At 62.8% G+C, this 21,923-nt stretch carries 18 protein-coding genes; 13 read left to right on the forward strand and 5 right to left on the reverse strand.

All coding sequences use genetic code 11. From position 1 onward, the window contains the following. Positions 1-30 precede the first annotated feature (30 nt). The 5 genes from arsB (at position 31) to arsK (ending at position 4,642) form a co-directional block, all read left to right on the forward strand. Positions 31-1,095 (forward strand): ACR3 family arsenite efflux transporter, encoded by a 1,065-nt coding sequence (gene arsB / locus ABVK50_RS08675; protein WP_353645973.1) that lies wholly within the window; start codon positions 31-33, stop codon positions 1,093-1,095. Then, the gene (arsC, locus tag ABVK50_RS08680; RefSeq protein WP_353641947.1) at positions 1,092-1,511 is read left to right on the forward strand and encodes an arsenate reductase (glutaredoxin); all 420 of its coding nucleotides are present in this window, start codon (positions 1,092-1,094) and stop codon (positions 1,509-1,511) included. The genes arsB and arsC overlap by 4 nt, the downstream gene beginning before the upstream one ends. Before the next feature lie 80 nt (positions 1,512-1,591). After that, positions 1,592-1,912, forward strand: a complete 321-nt coding sequence (locus ABVK50_RS08685) for a metalloregulator ArsR/SmtB family transcription factor (RefSeq protein ID WP_353641946.1) — start codon at positions 1,592-1,594, stop codon at positions 1,910-1,912. Between the two features lie 58 nt (positions 1,913-1,970). After that, on the forward strand, positions 1,971-3,410 hold the full coding sequence (locus tag ABVK50_RS08690) for an NAD(P)-binding domain-containing protein (protein WP_353641945.1): 1,440 nt from the start codon (positions 1,971-1,973) through the stop codon (positions 3,408-3,410). Then, on the forward strand, positions 3,407-4,642 hold the full coding sequence (gene arsK / locus ABVK50_RS08695) for an arsenite efflux MFS transporter ArsK (protein WP_353641944.1): 1,236 nt from the start codon (positions 3,407-3,409) through the stop codon (positions 4,640-4,642). The genes ABVK50_RS08690 and arsK overlap by 4 nt, the downstream gene beginning before the upstream one ends. Here arsK and ABVK50_RS08700 read toward each other — a convergent pair. Together ABVK50_RS08700 and ABVK50_RS08705 are read right to left on the reverse strand one after the other, a co-directional pair. Then, entirely contained in the window at positions 4,639-6,714 is a 2,076-nt protein-coding gene (locus tag ABVK50_RS08700; protein WP_353641943.1) for a response regulator, read from the reverse strand. The two genes, arsK and ABVK50_RS08700, sit on opposite strands and share 4 nt — an antisense overlap. 32 nt (positions 6,715-6,746) lie before the next feature. Continuing rightward, complete coding sequence (locus ABVK50_RS08705) at positions 6,747-12,491, reverse strand: HAMP domain-containing protein (RefSeq protein ID WP_353641942.1); 5,745 nt, start codon at positions 12,489-12,491, stop codon at positions 6,747-6,749. A gap of 285 nt (positions 12,492-12,776) precedes the next feature. Between ABVK50_RS08705 and ABVK50_RS08710 the strand changes: the two genes are divergently transcribed. The 3 genes from ABVK50_RS08710 to ABVK50_RS08720 are packed head-to-tail and all read left to right on the forward strand — an operon-like array spanning position 12,777 to position 13,677. Next, complete coding sequence (locus tag ABVK50_RS08710; RefSeq protein ID WP_353641941.1) at positions 12,777-13,142, forward strand: hypothetical protein; 366 nt, start codon at positions 12,777-12,779, stop codon at positions 13,140-13,142. Positions 13,143-13,147: 5 nt separating this feature from the next. Further along, positions 13,148-13,414: a DUF5985 family protein gene (locus tag ABVK50_RS08715; protein ID WP_353645972.1), complete on the forward strand. Its 267-nt coding sequence runs from the start codon at positions 13,148-13,150 to the stop codon at positions 13,412-13,414. A gap of 8 nt (positions 13,415-13,422) precedes the next feature. Then, positions 13,423-13,677: a DUF5985 family protein gene (locus ABVK50_RS08720; RefSeq protein WP_353641940.1), complete on the forward strand. Its 255-nt coding sequence runs from the start codon at positions 13,423-13,425 to the stop codon at positions 13,675-13,677. 2 nt (positions 13,678-13,679) lie between these two features. Here ABVK50_RS08720 and ABVK50_RS08725 read toward each other — a convergent pair whose 3' ends face one another. Continuing rightward, a complete protein-coding gene (locus ABVK50_RS08725; RefSeq protein ID WP_353641939.1) occupies positions 13,680-14,852 on the reverse strand; it encodes a cystathionine beta-lyase in 1,173 nt (390 codons plus the stop codon). Positions 14,853-15,249: 397 nt separating this feature from the next. Here ABVK50_RS08725 and ABVK50_RS08730 point away from each other — a divergent pair, with 397 nt between their 5' ends. From ABVK50_RS08730 to ABVK50_RS08750, 5 genes are all read left to right on the forward strand, one after another. Further along, positions 15,250-16,278, forward strand: coding sequence for an amino acid ABC transporter substrate-binding protein (locus ABVK50_RS08730; RefSeq protein ID WP_353641938.1), 1,029 nt, complete (start codon positions 15,250-15,252; stop codon positions 16,276-16,278). Positions 16,279-16,344: 66 nt separating this feature from the next. Continuing rightward, a complete protein-coding gene (locus ABVK50_RS08735) occupies positions 16,345-17,592 on the forward strand; it encodes an amino acid ABC transporter permease (protein ID WP_353641937.1) in 1,248 nt (415 codons plus the stop codon). Positions 17,593-17,596: 4 nt separating this feature from the next. Beyond that, positions 17,597-18,754 (forward strand): amino acid ABC transporter permease, encoded by a 1,158-nt coding sequence (locus ABVK50_RS08740; RefSeq protein ID WP_353641936.1) that lies wholly within the window; start codon positions 17,597-17,599, stop codon positions 18,752-18,754. Between the two features lie 20 nt (positions 18,755-18,774). Next, complete coding sequence (locus tag ABVK50_RS08745; RefSeq protein ID WP_353641935.1) at positions 18,775-19,578, forward strand: amino acid ABC transporter ATP-binding protein; 804 nt, start codon at positions 18,775-18,777, stop codon at positions 19,576-19,578. A gap of 105 nt (positions 19,579-19,683) precedes the next feature. Then, positions 19,684-20,355, forward strand: coding sequence for a TIGR02117 family protein (locus tag ABVK50_RS08750; RefSeq protein WP_353641934.1), 672 nt, complete (start codon positions 19,684-19,686; stop codon positions 20,353-20,355). A gap of 7 nt (positions 20,356-20,362) precedes the next feature. On the opposite strand, the gene ABVK50_RS08755 is transcribed toward ABVK50_RS08750, so the two are convergent. Continuing rightward, entirely contained in the window at positions 20,363-21,580 is a 1,218-nt protein-coding gene (locus tag ABVK50_RS08755; RefSeq protein WP_353641933.1) for an FAD-dependent monooxygenase, read from the reverse strand. Between the two features lie 20 nt (positions 21,581-21,600). Further along, positions 21,601-21,843 carry a zinc-finger domain-containing protein gene (locus tag ABVK50_RS08760; RefSeq protein ID WP_353641932.1) on the reverse strand — a complete coding sequence of 81 codons (243 nt, stop codon included), beginning with the start codon at positions 21,841-21,843 and terminating at the stop codon, positions 21,601-21,603. Between the last annotated feature and the right edge of the window lie 80 nt (positions 21,844-21,923).

Below are 21,923 nucleotides of genomic sequence, written 5' to 3' on the forward strand. Positions count from 1 at the left end.
TTCGACACCGCCGAGCGTACGCCGGCCGGCATCGGCTTCTTCGAAAAATACCTGACGCTCTGGGTCGCGCTTTGCATAGTTGCCGGCATAGCGCTCGGCCACATCCTGCCGGGGGCGTTCCGCGTAATCGCCGCGGCTGAAGTGGCCAAGGTCAACATACCGGTGGCGGTGCTCATCTGGCTGATGATCGTCCCGATGCTGCTGCGCGTCGATTTCGGCTCGCTTGCCCGGGTCGGCACATATTGGCGCGGCATCGGCGTAACGCTATTCGTCAACTGGGCGGTGAAGCCGTTCTCGATGGCGCTGCTCGGCTGGCTCTTCATAGGCTGGCTGTTCCGGCCCTGGCTGCCCGGCGACCAGATCGATTCCTATATTGCCGGCCTGATCATCCTGGCGGCGGCGCCCTGTACGGCGATGGTGTTCGTGTGGTCGAACCTGACCAGGGGAGAGCCGAATTTCACGCTGTCGCAGGTTGCGCTCAACGACGCGATCATGATCGTCGCCTTCGCGCCGATCGTTGGACTGCTCCTCGGGCTGTCGGCGATCACCGTGCCTTGGGATACGCTCGTGCTATCGGTCGTCCTCTACATCCTCATTCCGGTAATCGTAGCACAGGTAGTCCGCCGCCGCGTACTCGCGAGCGGGGGCGAGGGCGCGCTGAACAGCCTGCTCGCTGCCATGCAGCCGCTGTCCCTGGTATCGCTGCTGGCGACGCTCGTGCTCTTGTTCGGGTTCCAGGGCGAGCAGATCATCGCCCAGCCGATGGTGATCGCGCTGCTTGCCGTGCCTATCCTGATCCAGGTCTATTTCAATTCGGGGCTTGCCTACCTCCTGAACCGCATTTCGGGTGAACGGCATTGCGTCGCCGGGCCGTCGGCCCTCATCGGCGCATCCAACTTCTTCGAGCTCGCAGTAGCCGCGGCGATCGTATTGTTCGGGTTGAATTCGGGGGCGGCTCTCGCCACTGTGGTCGGCGTGCTGATCGAGGTGCCGGTCATGCTGTCCGTGGTGTGGATCGTCAACCGCAGCAAGGGCTGGTACGAGAGCGGCCCCGCTGTGCGCCGCGCAACGCCGATTGAAGGGCCTGCCGAATGACCGTCACTATCTATCACAATCCGGCCTGCGGCACGTCCCGCAACACGCTGGCCATGATCAGGCAGTCCGGCGAGGAGCCGGAGGTGATCGAATATCTCAAGAATCCGCCGTCGCGCGAAAGACTTGTCGAGCTTCTCAAGGCGATGGGAATGACCCCGCGCGAACTGCTTCGCGAGAAGGGCACGCCCTATTCGGAGCTTGGGCTGGGCGATCCGAAATTGAGCGACGACGAACTGATAGATTTCATGCTGGCGCACCCGATCCTGATCAATCGCCCGATCGTCGTGACGCCGCTGGGCTCGGTTCTGGCGCGGCCCTCCGAACGGGTCCTCGAGGTCCTGCCCAATCCGGAGATCGGCTCTTTCACGAAAGAAGACGGCGAGGTGGTGAGCGGATCCAGGGGCCGGCGCGGCTGACAGCCTGCCGTATCGCCATCTATTTCGATTTTCATCGAAATTCTATTGACAACCCACAAGGCCAGCAATATGGTATTTCCATGAAACTCGAAAAAGCAGCCAATCAACTCGAAGCGCTGGGAAATCCGACCCGGCTCCAACTCTACCGCACCTTGGTTCGCGCCGGGGAGGAGGGGCTGCCAGTCGGGCGTATCCAGGAAAAGCTGGATATAGCCGCTTCGACGCTCTCGCATCATTTGAAGCGCCTGGTCGACACCGGACTGGTGACGCAAGAGCGGCAGGCGACGACGCTGATCTGCCGCGCCCATTATCCAGGCATGCAGGCACTGATCGGCTACCTGGCCGACGAATGCTGTGCCGATGGAACCTGCCCGCCGGTGGCGAAAGAAGCGGTTGCATAAGGCCGGCATTTTTTTGACTTGATAATTCGAAGTTACTAGAAGGATGGAAGGTGTGAACATGACTTTGAACGGAGAACTTCCTGTTGCGATTGTCGGCGCCGGTCCCGTAGGTCTGGCGGCGGCTGCTCATCTGGTATTGCGCGGCTTGACACCGATTGTCTTCGAGCGTGGCGAGACGGTCGGCTCGGCGCTGCTCCAATGGGGGCATGTCCGGGTGTTTTCGCCGTGGCGCTATAATAGCGATGCGGCGGCGCGGTCGCTGCTCGAGCAATCGGGCTGGGAAGCCCCGGACGACGAGGCGCTGCCGACGGGATCGGAGATCGTACGGGACTATCTCACACCGCTGGCGGCGCTTCCGCAGATCGCGCCCAATCTGAGGCTTGGCGCGGCGGTGACGGCGATCACGCGCCGGGGACACGACAAGGTCTCCGATGAAGGCAGGCAGGAGTCGCCATTCGTCATCCGCTATCGGGATGCAGATGGGGAGCACCGCATGCTTGCCCGCGCTGTGATCGACGCGTCAGGAACCTGGTCGCGGCCCAATCCGATCGGCGTCGACGGTCTTCCGGTTCCGGGGGAGCGCGAGGCAGGCGAACGGATCGCCTACGGCATCCCGGACGTGATCGGCGCGCGCAGGAGCGACTATGCCGGAAAACGCGTGCTGGTGATCGGTGGCGGACATTCCGCGATCAATGTGGCGCTGGCGCTGATAGAGCTTCAGGGCGAGGCGCCGGGCACCGAGATCTTCTGGGCGCTCCGCCGCAACAGTGTCGCGAAGCTTCTCGGCGGCGGCCTGAACGACCAACTGCCGGAGCGCGGTGCGCTCGGCCTGGCCGCCAAGCGGGCGATCGAGGACGGCAGCATGAACATGCTGGCTCCGTTCTCGGCAGATAGCATCGAAGCGACGGGTGACGGTCTCGCGGTCGAGGCGACTCTGGCTGGGAAACCCTTCAGCCTGTCGGTGGACCGCATCGTCGCCGCGACAGGCTTCCGGCCCGACCTGTCGTTCCTTAGCGAGCTTCGCGTCGCGCTTGATCCGGCCGTGGAAGCGCCACCGGCGCTCGCTCCGCTCATCGACCCGAACCTTCATTCCTGCGGCACGGTCCCGCCGCATGGGGTCGAGGAACTCGCCCATCCGGAGACTGGCTTCACGATCGTCGGGTCGAAGTCATACGGCCGCGCGCCGACCTTCCTGATGGCGACCGGTTACGAGCAGGTACGCTCGGTGGTTGCCGAGATCGCCGGGGATCATCGCGCAGCGCGTGAAGTGCACCTCGTGCTACCGGAAACCGGCGTCTGCAGCGCAGGGCCAGCCGCAGGGGACGGAGAGAAGGCGTCGTCCGGATGCTGCGGTGGACCCGCGCCGAAACAGATCGATGCGTGCTGCGTCGCCGATGCGGATGCCAAGGCGGAGGGCCGTGCCGGCTGCGGTTGCGGCGGCAGATCGGCAGACATACAAGCGACTGCCTCGGACAAATCGCTGGAACCCGCCGAATGACACGAAAGACGCCGGCCGCGGTCATCTGGGCGCTGGGGCTCACCCAGATCGTCGGCTACGGCACGCTCTATTACGGGTTCAGTATCCTTGCGCCGGCGATGGCCGCCGATTTCGGTTGGCCGGAGCAGTGGATATTCGGAGCGCTGTCGGCGTCGCTGCTCGCCGGAGCGATCGTGGCTCCGGTGGCGGGCCATTGGGCGGACCGGTTCGGTGCAGGCCGCCTGATGACGTTCGGGTCGGTGTTCGCCGCCATGGCGCTTGCTGCACCGGCGCTCGCCCCGTCAGGCCCGGTATTCGTGCTGGCGCTGGTCGTTGTCGAGATCGCGGCCTCCTTCGTGCTCTACAGTACCGCCTTTGCCGCGATCGTGCAGATCGGAGGGCAGGGCGCGCAGCGAAGCATCACGCATCTCACTCTGATCGCCGGCTTCGCCTCGACCCTTTTCTGGCCGCTGACGGCGACGCTGCACGCGCATCTGGATTGGCGGGAAGTTTATTTCGTCTTCGCCGCGCTCAATCTGGTTTTGTGCCTGCCGATCCATGTCTGGCTCGCCCGCTTCCCGGTCCAGACCAGAGCCAAGGCGGCAGGCGAGGGCGGCGCGCAGCCGGAGCCTGCGGACGGTGGACGCGCAATCGGCCGGCCCGGAATATTCCTGCTGATGCTCGCCGGCTTCGCCATCGAGGGCTTTGTCCTCTCCTCCGTGCTGGTGCATATGGTGCCGCTGACGGCGGCGCTGGGGTTCGGAGCGGCGGGCGTGTTCGTCACCACCCTGTTTGGTCCGGCGCAGGTGCTGAGCCGCCTGACCAACATGGTCTTTGGCGGACGGCTGGCGCAAACCAGGCTGGCCGTGATCGCGGCCTGCCTGCTTCCGGTCGGTCTTGGCGTTCTCCTGTTGACGTCGCCGATGCTGGCCGGCGGCCTTGCCTTTGTTGTCCTGTTCGGGCTCGGTTCCGGCCTGACCAGCATTGTCGGCGGAACGCTGCCGCTCGAACTCTTCGGCCGGCATGGCTACGGAGCCCGGCTTGGCTGGGTATCCGCGGCGCGCCAGCTTTCATCCTCGGTCGCGCCTTTCGGCCTGTCGCTTATGATGGCGCTCGGAGGCACGGCCGTCGCGCTGGGCTGGCTGGCCGCCATCGGCGCCCTGGGTCTCATCGCCTTCGCGGCAGTCGCTTTTATGTGCCGCCAGCCGCGGAGCAGCCGCGCAGAACTCGCAGTGGAAGGCAGCCGCAGTTAGCTGGACGCCCGGGCCGCGGAAGCCGGTTTCACCAGAGCGGCCTGGATGCCGTCGATCAGCGCGGCGTCGGTGAACGGCTTGCTCAGAAGCGGCACGTCTCCCGGACGGTCGGCGACGGCATGGGCGTCGGCGTAACCGCTCATGATGATGGCCGGCCAGTCGGCCCGGACGCTGCGCGCAAAGCGGATGACGTCGAGGCCCGAAACCAGCGGCATGGCGAAATCGGTCAGGATAAGGTCGAATTTTTGCGGCTCGCGCTCGAGCAGGCCGAGAGCCTCGGCGCCGCCGCCGGCGCTGACGACGTTGAAGCCGTTGTCGCGCAGCACGCGGACGGTCAGCTCGCGCAGGCTGATGCTGTCGTCCACGAGCAGGATGACCGGAGATTTCTTGCCGGAGCGGGACCACTGCTTGCCCGCCGGCTTCGGCGGAGCCGAAGGCGCAGCCGGCTCCTGCAACGATCTCGGCAGCCAGATGTGCATGGCGGTCCCGCTGTCGACGACACTCTCGATGCGCAGCGTGCCGCCCGACTGCTTGGCGAAACCATAGACGGTGCTCAAACCCAGCCCCGTACCCTTGCCGACGTCCTTGGTAGTGAAGAACGGCTCGATGACCTTGGCCAGCAGATCCGGCGAGATGCCGAAACCGGTGTCCTCGACGGTCAGCACTGCATAGTCGCCGGCCGGCAGATCCTCCAGATCGTGTTCGACGGTCCTGTTGGAGCCACGCACGGTGATGGTACCGCCCGACGGCATTGCGTCGCGCGCATTGAAGATCAGGTTCAAAAGAGCGAGTTCCAGCTGCCCGGCGTCGACATAGGCAGGCCACACGCTTTCGTCCACCCGCCATTCGAAGCGCACAAGGCCGCCGAGAACCGGGGCCACCAGCCCGTTCATCGTTTCGCCGAGATGGGTGAGGCGCACCGTGTCCGGCTTCAGCCGCTGGCGGCGGGAGAAGGCAAGCATGCGGTTGATGAGCTCGGCGCCCTGCTTGGCGGCATGGCGCATCATCTGGAGGATCTGGGTGGTTTCCTCGGTTGTCGGCACCCTGCGCTCCAGCAGGCCGAGCCCGCTTAGGATCGCGGCGAGAAGATTGTTGAAATCGTGCGCGATGCCGCCCGTCAGCTTGCCGATGGCGTCGAGCCGCTGCGAATGCATGAGCTGGTCTTCGAGCTGCCGGCGGTCGGTGACGTCGAGCAGCGTGCCCAATATTTCTGCCGGCTTTCCGTCGTCGCCGGTCGAGATGACGCCCTGGTCGAGGAAGATGCGGTAGCCGCCGTCAGCGCAGCGCCAGCGGAATTCGCAGGTGTAGGAGCCGGTCTCGCGCGCGCCGTTTAGCGCCCTCGTCAAACGCGGCAGGTCATCCGGATGAACCCGGCTCAGCCCGAACTCCGGCTCTGCGGTCAGGCGCTCCGGCAGAAAGCCGGTCAGCCGCTCGACCGCCTCGCTGACGAAGCGTGCGCCGAAGGGTGGGTCGATCTCGCGGGAGTGGAAGCAGATGGGCACGGACCGCAAGATGGCTTCCTGACGCTCTTCGGACCGGCGTAGCGCCTGTTCCGCCAGCAATCTCTCCGACTTGGCGCGGAGATTCTCCTCCATCAGGCGCTGTTCGATCTCGGCCTGATGCTTGATCTCGCGGGTTTTCTCGAACAAGTCGACAAAAACCGCGACTTTCGACTGGAGCATGACGGGGTCGAAGGGCTTGAAGACGTAGTCGACGGCACCAGCGTCGTAGCCGCGCAACATATGCGCATCTTCCTTGTTGATGGCCGTCAGGAAGATGATCGGCGTGCGCTTTGATTGCTCGCGCTGGCGTATGAAGCCGGCCGTCTCATAACCATCGAGCCCGGGCATGAAGACGTCGAGCAGGATGACTGCAAACTCGTCCTTCAGCAGAAAGCGCAGGGCCTCCTCGCCGGAACGCGCGCAGACGATCTCGGCTATCTCCTCCAGCACGACGCTGATCGCCTGCAGGTTACGCTCGTCGTCATCGACAACGAGCACCTTCGTCCGCTCCATTGCGGCGTGCTCCGGCGCGGCGACAGCCGTACTTGCCGCGACCTTGGCAGCGCTCATCTTCGGCTTCCTCACCTGACGACTTTGGCTCATCAGTTGACGGCGGCCAGTGTTTCGCCGGCGTCGGCGCGCGGCAGGCCGGCCCGCTCACGTGAACGGCCGACCCAGACGCGAAGCAGCGCCAGCAGGAGGTCGAGATCGACCGGCTTGGCAATGTAGTCGGAGGCGCCCGCTTCGAGGCACTTCTGCCGGTCTCCTTTCATCGCCTTGGCAGTCACGGAAATCAGTGGGATGTCGGCGATAGCCGGCCGCTTGCGGATTTCGCGCATGGTTTCGTACCCGTCCATCTCCGGCATCATGATGTCGACCAGCGCAACCGCAGTGTCGGGCGTCTGCTCGAGGATAGCGATGCCGTCCCGTCCCCGTTCGGCATGAAGCACCTGTATGCCGTAGGTTTCAAGCACGCTGGTCAGCGAATAGATGTTTCGGATGTCGTCGTCGACGATCAGCACCTTTGCTCCGGTAAGCTCAGCATTTCCAACGATTGCAGATCGCTCGTCGTCCTCGAGAGCGGCACCTTCACCTTCCATGCTCGGCAGCGCGGCGGCCATCAGTTGGGTCAGCTGCGCAAAATTCTCCGCCCGCGGCGCACCGGCCAGAGCGGGGTTCTGTGCCAGCGCAGGTTCGAGCGCGTCGGCATTGGGCGCGAAAATCAGCACTTTGGAGATGAGGTCGCCCAGATGCTGCGACAACGTCGACACCTGGTGCGCGTTATCCTTGAGGCTGCGCCCGAAGCCAAGCACGATCGCGTCGTAACCGGAAAGATCCATGTCGTCGGCATTGGCGGCCAAACGCCCGATTGCAGCAACCGACGTAACGCCGTCGCGTATTTCATCAACCAGCGACAGCCGCCGGTCGGGGTCGGCGTCGACAACCAGTACCCTGCGCTGTGTCCTGACTTTGCGGTTGTGGATGTCCTGAAACACCCGCATCAGCTCTTCCTGCGTCACCGGCTTGGTCGATACGCTGGACGCCCCCTGACGGACAAGCGAATCGAGGTGGTCCGCGCCAGATATGACGGAAATCGGAATGCCTTTCGTCTTGGGATCGTGGCGCAGAAGGTCGAACAGCACCCAGCCGTCTATGTCGGACAGTCCGAGATCGAGCGTGATCGCGTCGGGCATCAATCTGCGCGCGAGCGCCAGCGTGCCCGAACCGGCAGTGGACAGCACGCCCTTCAGCCCCGAAGAACGGGCGAGGCCAAGCAGGATTTCGCCGAATGTCGGATCGTCCTCGACGATGAGAACGACCCGGTCGCCGGGCGCTATGGAGTCCCGATCATCGCTGAACTCCACAGTGCTATCGGAATCCGGGGAGAGGGGCGCCGCGATCTGCGGCGTGGCCGCCGTTTGCGACACGGTCGTTACAGCTGTGCGCGGTCCATCGAAGGGAATGACCAGCGTGAAGGTCGAGCCCTTGCCGGGTTTGCTTTCGACGCGAAGTTCGCCGCCAAGAAGGCGAGCGATCTCGCGGCTGATCGAAAGGCCCAGGCCGGTGCCGCCATATTTGCGGCTGGTAGTGCCGTCGGCCTGCTGGAAGGCCTCGAAGATCAGCTTTTGCTTGTCCTTGGGAATGCCGATGCCCGTGTCGGTCACAGAGATGGCCAGCGCGTCGTTTGCGGGCTTCACGATGCCGTTGCCGCCGCTGCCCGGCACGGCCTTGAGATCGAGCACGACGCGCCCTTCCGAGGTGAATTTAAAGGCGTTCGACAAAAGGTTCAGCACAATCTGCTGCAGCCGCTTCTCGTCGGTCCTGACGGTTTCGGGAAGGTTCGGGTCGACATTGATGCTGAAGCCCAGGCCCTTGTCGGAAGCGAGCTGCCGGAACGTCCGCTCCATGTGCTGCCGAAGGTGGGTGAGGGGCATGTCGCCTACTTCGATCGAGACAGTGCCGGACTCGATCTTCGACAGATCGAGAATGTCGTTGATGAGGCTGAGCAGGTCCGTTCCCGCGGAGTTGATGGTGCGCGCGAAATCGACCTGCTTCTCGTTGAGGTTGCCCTGCTGATTGCTGGCGAGCAGCTTCGACAGGATCAGAAGGGAATTGAGCGGCGTACGCAGTTCGTGGCTCATATTGGCCAGGAACTCCGATTTGTATTTGGAGGTGAGCGCAAGCTGCTCGGCCTTTTCCTCCAGCGCCCGCCGCGCCATCTCGATTTCGAGGTTCTTGGTTTCGACCTGCTTCTTCTCGTTTTCAAGAAGCTGGGCCTTTTCCTGCAGCTCTTCGTTGGTGGCGTGGAGTTCCTCCTGCTTCTTGGTCAATTCGCTCTGACGCGCCTGCAACTCGGCGGTGAGCAACTGCGACTGCTTCAGCAGCCCCTCGGTGCGCATCGTCGCCGCGATCGTGTTCAAGACGATGCCGACGGACTCCATCAGCTGGTTGAGGAAGGACTGGTGGGTATCGCGGAACTCGCCGAAGGAGGCGAGTTCGATGACCGCTTTGACGTCGTCTTCGAACAGCGCAGGCAGAATGATGACGTTGGTCGGGCCGGCGTCGCCGAGTCCGGAGGTAATGCGCACAAAATTTTCGGGCACATTGTCGAGCAGGATGGCGCGCTTGTCGGCGGCGCTCTGGCCGATCAGGCCTTCGCGCAAATCGAGGCGCTGCTTCATCGTCGTCGAGCTCTCCGCCCCGTAGCTGGCGGCGAGTTCGAGATAGGTTTCGTTCTCGTCGCGGCTGGCGACATAGAACACGCCGTATTGCGCATTCACCAGCGGCGCCAGTTCCGACATGATCAGCCGGGAGACAGTAGTGAGATCGCGCTCGCCCTGCAGCATGCGCGAAAAGCGGGCGAGGTTAGTCTTCAGCCAGTCCTGCTCGGCGTTCTTCAGCGTCTGATCCTTCAGGTTGCGGATCATCTCGTTGATGTTGTCCTTCAGCGCCGCAACCTCGCCGGAAGCCTCGACGGCGATGGAGCGGGTCAGGTCTCCCTTGGTCACGGCGGTCGAGACTTCCGCGATGGCGCGCACCTGCGTCGTCAGATTCGCCGCGAGCTGGTTGACGTTGTCGGTGAGGTCGCGCCACAGTCCGGCCGCGCCCGGCACGCGCGCCTGGCCGCCGAGCTTGCCCTCGATGCCGACCTCGCGCGCCACATTGGTGACTTGGTCGGCGAAAATCGCGAGCGTCTCGATCATGCCGTTGATCGTGTCGGCGAGCGAGGCGATTTCGCCCTTCGCATCCACGGCCAGCTTGCGCTTCAGATTGCCCTGCGCCACCGCCGTGACGACGTCGGCGATGCCGCGCACCTGGTTGGTCAGGTTGGTTGCCATCAGGTTGACGTTGTCGGTCAAATCCTTCCAGGTGCCGGCGACGCCCTCGACCCGCGCCTGCCCGCCGAGCTTGCCTTCGGTGCCGACTTCACGCGCCACGCGCGTCACCTCGCCGGCGAAGGAATTGAGCTGGTCGACCATCGTGTTGATGGTCGATTTCAGCTCGAGGATTTCGCCCTTCACGTCGACGGTGATCTTCTTGGAAAGGTCGCCGCGCGCCACGGCGGTGGTCACCTCGGCAATGTTGCGCACCTGGCCCGTCAGGTTCTCGGCCATCGAATTCACATTGTCGGTCAGATCCTTCCAGGTGCCGGCGACGCCGCGCACCTGCGCCTGTCCGCCGAGCTTGCCTTCCGTACCGACCTCGCGCGCCACGCGCGTCACCTCTGAGGCGAAGGAATTCAACTGGTCCACCATCGTGTTGATGGTGTCCTTGAGCTCCAGGATTTCGCCGCGCACATCGACGGTGATCTTCTTGGAAAGATCGCCGAGCGCCACGGCGGTGGTCACTTCGGCGATATTGCGCACCTGGCCGGTCAGGTTGGCGGCCATGGCGTTGACGTTGTCGGTCAGGTCTTTCCACGTGCCTGCGACGCCGCGCACCTGCGCCTGTCCCCCCAGCTTGCCATCGGAACCCACTTCGCGGGCGACGCGCGTCACCTCCGATGCGAAAGAGTTGAGCTGGTCGACCATCGTGTTGATCACGTCCTTGATCTGCAGGATCTCGCCCAGCGCATCGACGGTGATCTTCTGCGTAAGGTCGCCTGTGGCGATAGCGGTCGCGACCTTGGACACGTCGCGCAACTGCACGGTCAGATTGCCGGCCATGGCGTTGACGTTGTCGGTCAGATCCTTCCAGGTGCCGCCGACGCCCTCAACATGGGCCTGGCCGCCCAGCTTGCCTTCGGTGCCGACCTCACGCGCAACGCGTGAGACCTCCGAGGCAAAGGAGTTCAACTGGTCCACCATCGTGTTGACGGTGTCCTTCAGCTCCAGGATCTCGCCCTTCACATCGACGGTGATCTTCTTGGAAAGGTCGCCGCGCGCCACGGCGGTGGTCACCTCGGCGATGTTGCGCACCTGCCCGGTCAGGTTGGCCGCCATCAGATTGACGTTGTCGGTCAGATCCTTCCAGGTGCCGGCGACGCCTTTCACTTCCGCCTGGCCGCCGAGCTTGCCCTCGGTGCCGACTTCGCGGGCGACGCGCGTCACTTCCGATGCGAAGGAATTGAGCTGGTCCACCATCGTATTGATGGTGTCCTTCAGCTCCAGGATCTCGCCCTTCACCGCGACGGTGATCTTCTTCGACAGGTCGCCCGACGCGACCGCGGTGGTCACATCGGCGATGTTGCGCACCTGACCGGTCAGATTTTCCGCCATGAGATTGACGTTGTCGGTCAGATCCTTCCAGGTGCCGCCGACGCCGCGCACCTGCGCCTGGCCGCCGAGCTTGCCTTCGGTGCCGACCTCGCGCGCCACACGGGTAACTTCGGATGCAAAGGAATTCAGCTGGTCCACCATCGTGTTGATGGTGTTCTTCAGCTCCAGGATTTCCCCCTTCACGTCGACGGTAATCTTCTTCGACAGGTCGCCCGAAGCGACGGCGGTGGTCACTTCCGCGATGTTGCGCACCTGACCGGTCAGATTGTCGGCCATAAGATTGACGTTGTCGGTCAGATCCTTCCAGGTGCCGCCGACGCCTTCCACGCGCGCCTGGCCGCCGAGCTTGCCTTCGGTGCCGACCTCGCGCGCCACACGGGTAACTTCGGACGCGAAGGAATTCAGCTGGTCCACCATCGTGTTGATGGTGTTCTTCAACTCGAGGATCTCACCCTTCACGTCGACGGTGATCTTCTTCGACAGGTCGCCCGAGGCAACGGCCGTGGTCACTTCGGCGATGTTTCTCACCTGGCCGGTAAGATTGGTGGCCATGGCATTGACGTTGTCGGTCAGATCCTTCCAGGTGCCCGCCACACCCTTCACCTTGGCCTGTCCGCCGAGCTTGCCTTCGGTGCCGACCTCGCGCGCCACGCGCGTCACTTCCGAGGCGAAGGAGGCGAGCTGGCCCACCATGGTGTTGACGATCTTGCCTATGCGCAGGAATTCGCCGCGCAGCGGCCGGCCGTCGATTTCGACCATCATCGTCTGCGAGAGATCGCCCTTGGCGACCGCGCCGATAACGCGCGCCACTTCGGCGGTGGGCTGCACCATATCCTCGATCAGATCGTTGACCGAACGGACGCCTGATTCCCAGGAACCGGTGGCGTTGCGGACATGGCCGCGCTCGCCGATGCGGCCATCCTTGCCCACGACACGGGAAAGGCGCTCGAATTCGCGGGTGAGTTGATCGTTGAGCTCGACGATTTCGTTGAAGGTTTCGGCAATCTCCGAATCGAGCCCGTCATAATTGTTGACGAGGCGAACCGAAAAATCGCCGCGTCGGAAGGCCCGCAGGGCCATCAGAACCTGGCGGCGATCAAGCTGTTCCCGTGGAGCCTCGATGTTCATGGCTTGCTCCTCAGGATTGCCGGAAAATTGGATGTGAGGCTAACGCCCGTTCGATATGCCAAGTTCGCCCCCCTGCGAATGTGGACTGCGGGCAACCTGCTAGACCCCCGCCGACGCGCTCAACGCACCACCCGCCCTTTGGTTCCATTGAATCGGACTCTGGCGAATTTTCGCCTGAGGGTTGTCTATGGGCGCTTCGAGCCATAAAACCGTTCCTGTGGCTGCCCAACATTGCGTCGGGGAATTTTCGTTGACGCTGCCGCGCGTCGACCTTTTTTGGGGATAATGAACAGCGATCTGATCGAATTTGTGGAGGTATCGTTCGGATCGGTCTGGTCGGTCGAACTGCTCCTCCTGCTGTATCGCGACCCGCAACGGGCTTGGACCTCCGAAGGGCTTATTCGGGAGCTGCGGAGCAGCGAAGTGCTCGTGGCGCGGAGTGTCGAGCGCCTTGTTGCAGCCGGTCTTGTGCTTGCAGAGACTGACGGAACGGTCCGCTATGGACCGGCATCCGCCCAGCAGAACGACCTCGTTGCGCAGTTGGAAGAGGAATACCGCAAGACGCCGGCGGCAATCCGCCGGCTGATCCTGCAGAGCCCGGTCGAGAAGCTGAGAACCTTCGCCGACGCGTTCAAACTGAAGAAGAGTTGACGGTCATGGAAACACTCAAGATCGCAATTTACGTGTTGTGCATCCTGACCAGCGCGGCCTGTTCGTATCTGCTGTTGCGCGGCTACTGGCGCAGCAGCACGCGCCTGCTGTTCTGGAGCGGCCTTTGCTTCGGCTTCCTCTCGGCCAACAGTTTCGTGGTCATTCTCGACATAATGGTGTTTCCCGCGGCCGATCTGCAGTTCTTCCGCCACTCGGCATCGTTGGCGGCGGTAGGAACCCTGCTGTTCGGGCTGGTATGGGAAACGGAATAGGAGCGGCCATGTTCGATTTCGTTTCGGGGCTGATTACCATGGGTTTCGTGGTCGCCGGCCTGTTCTTCCTCCGCTTCTGGCGGCGCACAGGAGACCAATTGTTCGCAGCCTTCGCCCTCGCGTTCTGGATACTGGCGGCCAACCAGGCGCTACTCGTCTTCGTGCGGATCCCGATCGAGGAGCGCAGCTGGATCTATCTGCTTCGCCTAGGCGCCTTCACCCTGATACTTGCAGCCGTAATCGCGAAGAACCGACGCGCCTAGGCTCAAATAGCCGCAGCGGCTGCCAGCCCCCGAGCGATATCGGCTTTCAGGTCCTCGACGTTTTCGAGCCCGATCTGCAACCGGATGATCGGGCCTTCATATGGGCCCTTGGCGATGGTGCGGTCGGCGAGCGAAACGTGCACCGCAAGGCTTTCGTAACCGCCCCAGGAATAGCCGAGCCCGAAAATCCTGAGCGCGTCGAGGAAGGCGTGCGCCTGTTTCACTCCGCCGCCAGCCAGAACCACCGAGAATATGCCGCTCGAACCGCAGAAATCGCGCTTCCAGAGCGCGTGCCCGGGATGGCTCTCCAGCGCCGGGTGCAGGACGCAGGCGACGCCAGCCTGCGTCTCCAGCCAGCACGCAATGTTGATCGCACTGTCCTGGTGCCGTTCCAGGCGAACGCCCATGGTGCGCAAGCCCCGCAGCACCTGATAGACATCGTCGGGACCGGCGCAGCAGCCGAGCGTGATGAATCCCTCATGCAGTTTCGGCCAGCATTCGGCATTGGCCGAAACCGTGCCGAGCAGCACGTCGGAATGGCCGGCCGGGTATTTGGTCGCTGCGTGGATCGAAATGTCGACGCCATGATCGAGCGGCTTGAAATAGAGCGGCGTCGCCCAAGTGTTGTCCATCATCACAACCGCGCCGCCGGCACGCGCTGCCTTAGCGATGGCGGGAATATCCTGCATTTCGAAGGTGTTCGAGGCTGGCGATTCAGTGAACACGACTTTCGTGTTCGGCTTCATCAGCGCCGCGATGCCCGCACCGACATGCGGGTCGTAATACTCGACCTCGATGCCGAGGCGCTTCAGCATGGTGTCGGCAAAATTGCGTGTCGGAAAATAGATGGAATCGACGATCAGCACATGGTCGCCGACCGACAGGAAAGCCAGCAGCGGAACCGTTACAGCGGCAAGCCCTGAGGGGACAATGATGGTGCCTGCCGAACCTTCGAGCCCATCGATCGCCTCGGCGAGCGCGTCGCTGGTCGGCGTGCCGCGTGTGCCGTAGGTGTATTTCTGCGAACGCGCCGCCATTGTCGCCGCATCGGGAAACAGCACGGTCGAGGCATGCACGACAGGCGGATTGACGAAGCCGAAATAATCGCGCGGGTCATTGCCGGCATGCGCCAGCCGCGTGTGGATGCCCATGGTGTCGAAATCGCGTCCGGCCATCTTGGTCCCTGCTATTCTGATGAAGTCCAAACGCATAGAGCGGCGCGGTAGCGGACGCAACCGGACAGGCGGCAGGCCCGGTAGAAGTCGTCTCGGCCAGAGCGGCTATTTGCCGGTCGAGCCCAATTCGCGTCAAACCGGTTGCCTGGCGGCCATTTCATGGCCAATTGGCCTAACAAATGGTCATTTTTGGCTCAGGATTTTCAAACTCTTGCCGATTCCGTCATTCCACTTGACCTCACTAAAATAATCGCCTTCGATGCAGTTCGTGAACGGGAGCGCAGTGGCAACGCAGCAGGCGGGGCGACGTTTCGGAAGTGGGCCGAGACGGCAATGCTGCTTTCGCACGAAAAAAAACAGGGATTTGATCCCGAACAACAGAAAAGGGTTAGTGGGTATGAAACACACTGTGAAAGTCATTCTCGGCGCGGCCGCGCTCGGAATGGCGGCCTCGGCCGCTTCCGCCGCCACGCTTGACGATGTCAAGGCGAAGGGATTCGTCCAATGCGGCGTCAACACCGCGCTGGCGGGCTTTTCGGCGCCGAACGACAAGGGCGAATGGACCGGTTTCGACGTCGATCTCTGTCGCGCGGTTGCGGCTGCCGTCTTTGGCGATCCGACCAAGGTGAAATTCACCCCGACCAACGCCAAGGAGCGTTTCACCGCGCTACAATCCGGAGAGATTGACCTTCTCTCCCGCAACACGACCTGGACGCTGAGCCGCGACACCTCGCTCGGATTCAACTTTGCCGGCGTCAACTACTACGACGGCCAGGGCTTCATGATCAACGCCAAGAAGCTGCCCGGCGTGAACTCCGCCCTGCAGCTTTCCGGCGCTTCGGTATGCGTTCAGACCGGCACGACGACCGAACTCAACCTCGCCGACTATTTCAAGGCCAATAACCTCGAATACAATCCGGTGGTGTTCGAGAAGCTCGAGGAAGTCAATGCCGCCTATGATTCCGGACGCTGCGACGCCTACACGACCGACCAATCGGGTCTCTACTCGATTCGCCTGACGCTGGCTTCTCCGGACGATCACGTTGTCTTGCCTGAGATCATCTCAAAGGAGCCACTCGGCCCCGCCGTCCGTCAGGGCGACGACCAATGGCTCGACATCGTGAAGTGGACGCTCTATGCGATGATCCTTGCCGAGGAGCACGGCATCACACAGGCGAATGTCGACGAGATGAAGAATTCGCCGAATCCCGACATCAAGCGCATTCTGGGCCAGGAAGCCGATTCCAAGCTCGGCACCGACCTCGGCCTTAGCAATGATTGGGTCGTCAACATCATCAAGGGCGTCGGCAACTACGGCGAGAGCTTCGAGCGCAACATCGGACAGGACAGCCCGCTCAAGATCGCTCGCGGCCTGAACGCGCTGTGGACCAAGGGTGGACTCCAATACGCGATGCCAATCCGCTGAGTTGAGTAAACTTGGCGATCCGGAAGGCGGAAATCCGCCTTCCGGTCTCCGTGCAAAGGAGACAATATGGCTTCGCAGGATGTAGCCGGGCGGGCTGAGAGCTCACTCGCATCGTATGTGAATGATCCGAAGATCCGCGGGATCGTCTATCAGATTCTGCTTTTCGCTGCTCTTGTGTTCTTCGTTTACTGGGTCGTCGGCAACACGGTCGAGAATCTCAGACGCTCGAACATAGCGTCCGGTTTTGCGTTCCTGAACGGTCGCAGCGGTTTCGATATCAGTCAAAGCCTGATCTCATTCTCTTCCGACTCGCGCTACTCACGCGCATTGGTCGTAGGACTTCTCAACACTCTGCTCGTAGCCGCGGTCGGTATCGTGACGGCGTCGATCATCGGCTTCATCGTCGGCGTCGGGCGGCTCTCCAGGAACTGGCTGATCCGCAAGCTCTGCATGGTTTATGTCGAGGTGTTCCGGAACATTCCGCCGCTGCTCGTCATCTTCTTCTGGTATTTCGGCGTAATCTCCGTGCTGCCGGCGCCGCGTGACAGCATCGCGCTCGGCATTCCGCTGGGTTTCGAGACCTCGCGCGGCCATTTCGGGCTGGATTATTTTCTGAGCTTCGGCTCGTATCTCAACAATCGCGGTTTCTTCCTGCCTAAGACGATGTGGGGCGAGGGCGCCTGGCTCATAGCCGCCGCAATCGTCGTCGCGATCGCCATGATCTGGTTCGTCGCCCGTAAGGCGCGCCAGCGGCAGGAAGCGACCGGGCAGCAATTTCCGGTTTTCTGGACTTCGGCAGCATTGCTCATAGGCCTGCCGCTCTTGGCCTTCGCGCTGGCCGGCTTTCCGCTGACGCTGGAGTTCCCGACACCCTCGACCTTCAACTTGGTCGGCGGTTTCCAGGTGAAGCCGGAGTTCCTGGCGCTCTACCTCGCTCTATCGTTCTATACCGCGGCGTTCATTGCCGAGATCGTACGAGCCGGCATTCTAGGTGTCAGCAAAGGCCAGACGGAAGCGTCCTACGCGCTCGGCCTGCGCTCGGGGCAGGCGCTGCGGCTGGTCATCATTCCGCAGGCGATGCGCATCATCATTCCCCCACTGACCAGTCAATACCTCAACCTGACCAAGAACTCGTCGCTGGCCATCGCGATAGGCTATCCCGACCTTGTGGCTATCGGCGGGACCATCCTTAACCAGACCGGCCAGTCGATCGAGATTGTCGCCATATGGATGGTTGTCTATCTCGGCCTCAGCCTTGCGACATCCGCCTTCATGAACTGGTTCAATGCCAAAATGGCGCTGGTCGAGAGGTAGGATCATGCAGGAACACGATCTCTCCTACGTCCGTGCCGAAATGGTGAATGCGCAGGCCGCGCCCGCCGGCGAGCGCGGCCTCGTTCGCTGGCTGCGCATCAATCTGTTCGCTACGCCGGCCGACGCTGTCATGACGCTGATCGGTCTCGTTGTCGTGGCGCTGGCGCTGCCGCCGCTCGTCAACTGGCTGTTCATAAGCGCGCAATGGACCGGCCCCGACCGCAGCGTCTGCGCCACTATCTCGCAGGGCGGCCTGCAGCCGGATGGCTGGTCCGGCGCCTGCTGGGCGTTTATCAACGCCAAGTTCGAACAGTTCATGGTCGGCCGCTACACGATCTCGGAGCGCTGGCGCGTATGGCTGGTGGCCATCATGTTCGTGGCCTTGCTCGTCCCGCTGATGATCCCGCGCGCTCCCCACAAGGGATTGAACGCCATCGTGCTTTTCGGCGTCTTTCCGATCGTCGCGTTCGTCCTGCTTGTCGGCGGCGTGTTTGGCCTGCCCTATGTCGAAACGCAGCTCTGGGGCGGTCTGATGGTCACGCTGGTCCTGTCCTTCGTCGGCATCGCCGTGTCGTTGCCGCTCGGGATAGTCTTGGCGCTTGGCCGGCGCTCGAGGCTGCCGGTGGTCAAGATGATCTGCGTCATCTTCATCGAAGCTATACGCGGCGTGCCCCTGGTGACCGTGCTGTTCATGGCAAGCGTCATGCTGCCTCTGTTCCTGCCAGCCGGCATGACCTTCGACAAGTTCCTGCGGGCGCTGATCGGAGTGGCGATGTTCGCTTCGGCCTACATGGCGGAGGTCGTCCGCGGCGGACTGCAGGCCATCCCGAAAGGTCAGTACGAAGGCGCCGATTCCCTCGGCCTCAGCTACTGGCAAAAGACCGGGCTGATCATCCTGCCGCAGGCGCTGAAGCTCGTCATCCCCGGCATCGTCAACACCTTCATCGGCCTGTTTAAGGACACCAGCCTCGTCTACATCATCGGAATGTTCGACCTGCTCGGCATCGTCCGGCAGAATTTCGCCGACGCCACCTGGGCGTCCGCTCAGACGCCGATGAGTGGATTGGTCTTTTCGGGTTTCGTGTTCTGGGTGTTCTGCTTCGGCATGTCGCGCTATTCTATGTACATAGAACGCCGGCTCGATACCGGCCACAAACGATAGAAAAACAAGGGGAACGGCCGATGGCCACAGAAAACGCTGTAAGCGCCGAAGACATCAGGGTCGACGCCGCCAAGATGCACATCTCGGAGACGGATGTCGCCATCGACATCGTCAACATGCACAAATGGTACGGCGATTTCCATGTCTTGAAGGACATCAATCTGAGGGTGATGCGCGGCGAGCGCATCGTCGTCTGCGGACCTTCCGGTTCGGGCAAATCGACGATGATCCGCTGCATCAACCGTTTGGAAGAGCACCAGAAGGGCAAGATCATCGTCGACGGCAAGGAACTCACCAATGATCTGAAGAAGATCGATGAGGTCCGCCGCGAAGTCGGCATGGTGTTCCAGCACTTTAACCTGTTTCCGCACCTGACGATCCTCGAAAACTGCACGCTGGCGCCGATCTGGGTGCGCAAGACGCCGAAGAGGCAGGCCGAAGAGATCGCCATGCATTTCCTGACGCGGGTGAAGATCCCCGAGCAGGCCCACAAATATCCGGGTCAGCTTTCGGGCGGCCAGCAGCAGCGCGTCGCCATTGCGCGTTCGCTCTGCATGAACCCACGCATCATGCTGTTCGACGAGCCGACTTCGGCGCTCGATCCCGAAATGATCAAGGAAGTGCTCGAAACCATGGTCGGCCTCGCCGAGGAGGGCATGACCATGATCTGCGTGACACACGAAATGGGATTTGCCCGCAAGGTTGCGAACCGGGTGATCTTCATGGATCAGGGTCAGATCGTCGAGCAGAACACGCCGAGCCAGTTCTTCGACAACCCGCAGCACGAGCGCACGAAACTGTTCCTGAGCCAGATACTGCATTAGCCGAACGGTTCTTCGATCGGAAGGCCGGCGCGTGAGAGCGCTGATTTTGCGCTTGCTGGCCGTCATCCAGCGGCTCGCTTCACATAGTACTTCGTCCAGGGGATTATGAGAAAGATCGCAAGACGGTTCTTCCTGATGATCTTTGCCGCGGCGTTGTCGGTTGCCTTGGGGATGCTTATCCCACGCCCAATCTTTTCCGCCGCCGAAGCCGAGGGCACCGACACAACCCGGCGTATCCTGGTGCTGACCAATCCGATCCACACCGATATCGCGGTCTCCATCGATGCCTTCATCCGAGAAAAGTTTGGATTCCTGGAGCATGCCGGTGTCCCTGCCGGACACTCGGACGCCCGCTGGCTGATCTTCGGGTGGGGCGGCCGCGCCTTCTATCTGGAAACGCCGACGTGGAGCGAGTTGAAGCCGCTGCCCGTGCTCAAGGCGCTGACGCTCGACCGCTCGGTCATGCACGTCGACGTGGCGGGCGACATCGCCGAACCGCACCCGGCGGTAACTGGCTTCGACGTGAGCGAGGCCGAGTTCGTCCGGCTGATCGACTTCATCGCAGACAGCTTTGAGCGAGGAGAGGGCGGGCCGATCGTCATTGCAGGCGCCGAATACAGCTCAGATGACCGCTTCTTCGAGGCGAAGGGGTATTTCAACGCATTTTTAGGTTGCAATACCTGGACGGCGCGAGCCTTGCGCGAAGCGGGCCTGCGGACCGGATGGTGGAACCCTCTCCCAGTGACATTGGCCGCATCGCTGCGGCTCCACAATTGACCAAGGACTACAGTTCCGGCGGCTCCCAGCCGTAGAGCCAGTCGAGGTCGACAGCGAGTTTTTCGGGCGGGCGGGTCTTCAGCACGAGGTTGCGCGCGAGCGCAACCGGCCCCGATGCGTGCCAGGCAAAACGGTTGAAGGCGCCGCGCCGCGCGACTTTTTCGACGCGCGGGCGTCGCTCGGCTTCCCATCTGGAAAGCGCGCTCGCGAGATCGCCCGGAGCAGCGGCGACGTTGGCGGCCAGTGTCCAGGCGTCCTCGATGGCCATCGCAGCCCCTTGGGCGGCGAACGGCGTCATCGCATGCGCTGCGTCGCCGATCAGGGCCACGCCGTCGGGCAAGGTCCATGGCGGTCGACGGTCGACCGTATGGATGGGCCAAGCTGTCCAAGGCCCGGCTTCGTCGGCAAGCCGGGCGAGCGCCGGCGCGGTGGTGCGCATCGCGTGCCGCAGCGGTGCCACGTCCACAGCGCCGGCCCGGTTGTCGGCAAGCCCGTCGCTCGCCGTGAAGGCAGCGAGGTTGATTGCCGCGCCTCCGCGTACAGGATAGGCGATCAGGTGGAAGCCGCTGTGGAGGAAGGCGACCACCGCTTCGGGACTAGCCGCTTCGCGCAGCGCCCGGCCGGCGGCGCTGTCGGCAGGCAGGGTGGTTCGCCAGGCGACTTCCCCCGAATAGCGGCTCTCGCGCGGCGTGCCCAAAAACGCCCGGACCGCTGATCGGACGCCGTCGGCCCCGACAAGCAGCAAACCGCCTGCTTCGGTGCGGCCAGCCTCACCGGCGATCGTCGCTGCGACGCCGACGCTTGATTGCGCAACGCCGGTTATGGCCGCGCCCGTTACCAAGCAGATGCTGGGTGTTTCGAGCACCCGTGAAAGCAAGGTGTTTTGCAGGTCTGCGCGGTGAAGCGCGAGATAGGGCGCGCGCCAGCGCTTTTCGGCGGCCTCGCCAAGCGGCACCCGGGCAAGTTCGGCGAGCGTGCGGCCATCGCGCAAGAGAACGGCGCTCGGCCGCACTGCGGTTTTCAGCAACGCCGGCAGCACGCCGAGCCGGTCGAGGATGCGGGTCGCATTGGGCGAGAGCTGGAGGCCGGCGCCGACTTCTTCCAGCTGCGGCGCACGTTCAAACACCTGGACGGAAAAGCCGCGCGACGCGAAAGCCAGCGCGGCGGCAAGCCCGGCGATGCCTGCGCCGGCAACGATGATGTCAGCGGGGCGTGCGCCGTTCACCGGACGGCCAAGTGGCCCGATCAGGCGGCGCGATGATAAAAACTGCCTTCCGGTCGGGTCTCATCGGCCTTCAGCGTCTTGTTGAACCGAAAGAGCGTGGAGCAGTAGGGGCAGACCTTTTCGTCGTCGCTACCCATGTCCAGGAACACGTGCGGATGGTCGAAGGGCGGGTTGGCGCCGACGCACATGAATTCCTTGACGCCGATTTCGATGACGGGATGGCCCGCATCGTTCTGGAAGTGGGGAATGGTGCCGCCGGCCATCGTCGTCTCCTGTCGCTTGCGCGTCGCGTCATAGCAAGCGCTTGCAGCATAGCCAATCCGTTTGCAAGCCATGTGAAATC

This window comes from Mesorhizobium sp. WSM2240, assembly GCF_040438645.1.
Taxonomy (GTDB): Bacteria; Pseudomonadota; Alphaproteobacteria; order Rhizobiales; family Rhizobiaceae; genus Allomesorhizobium.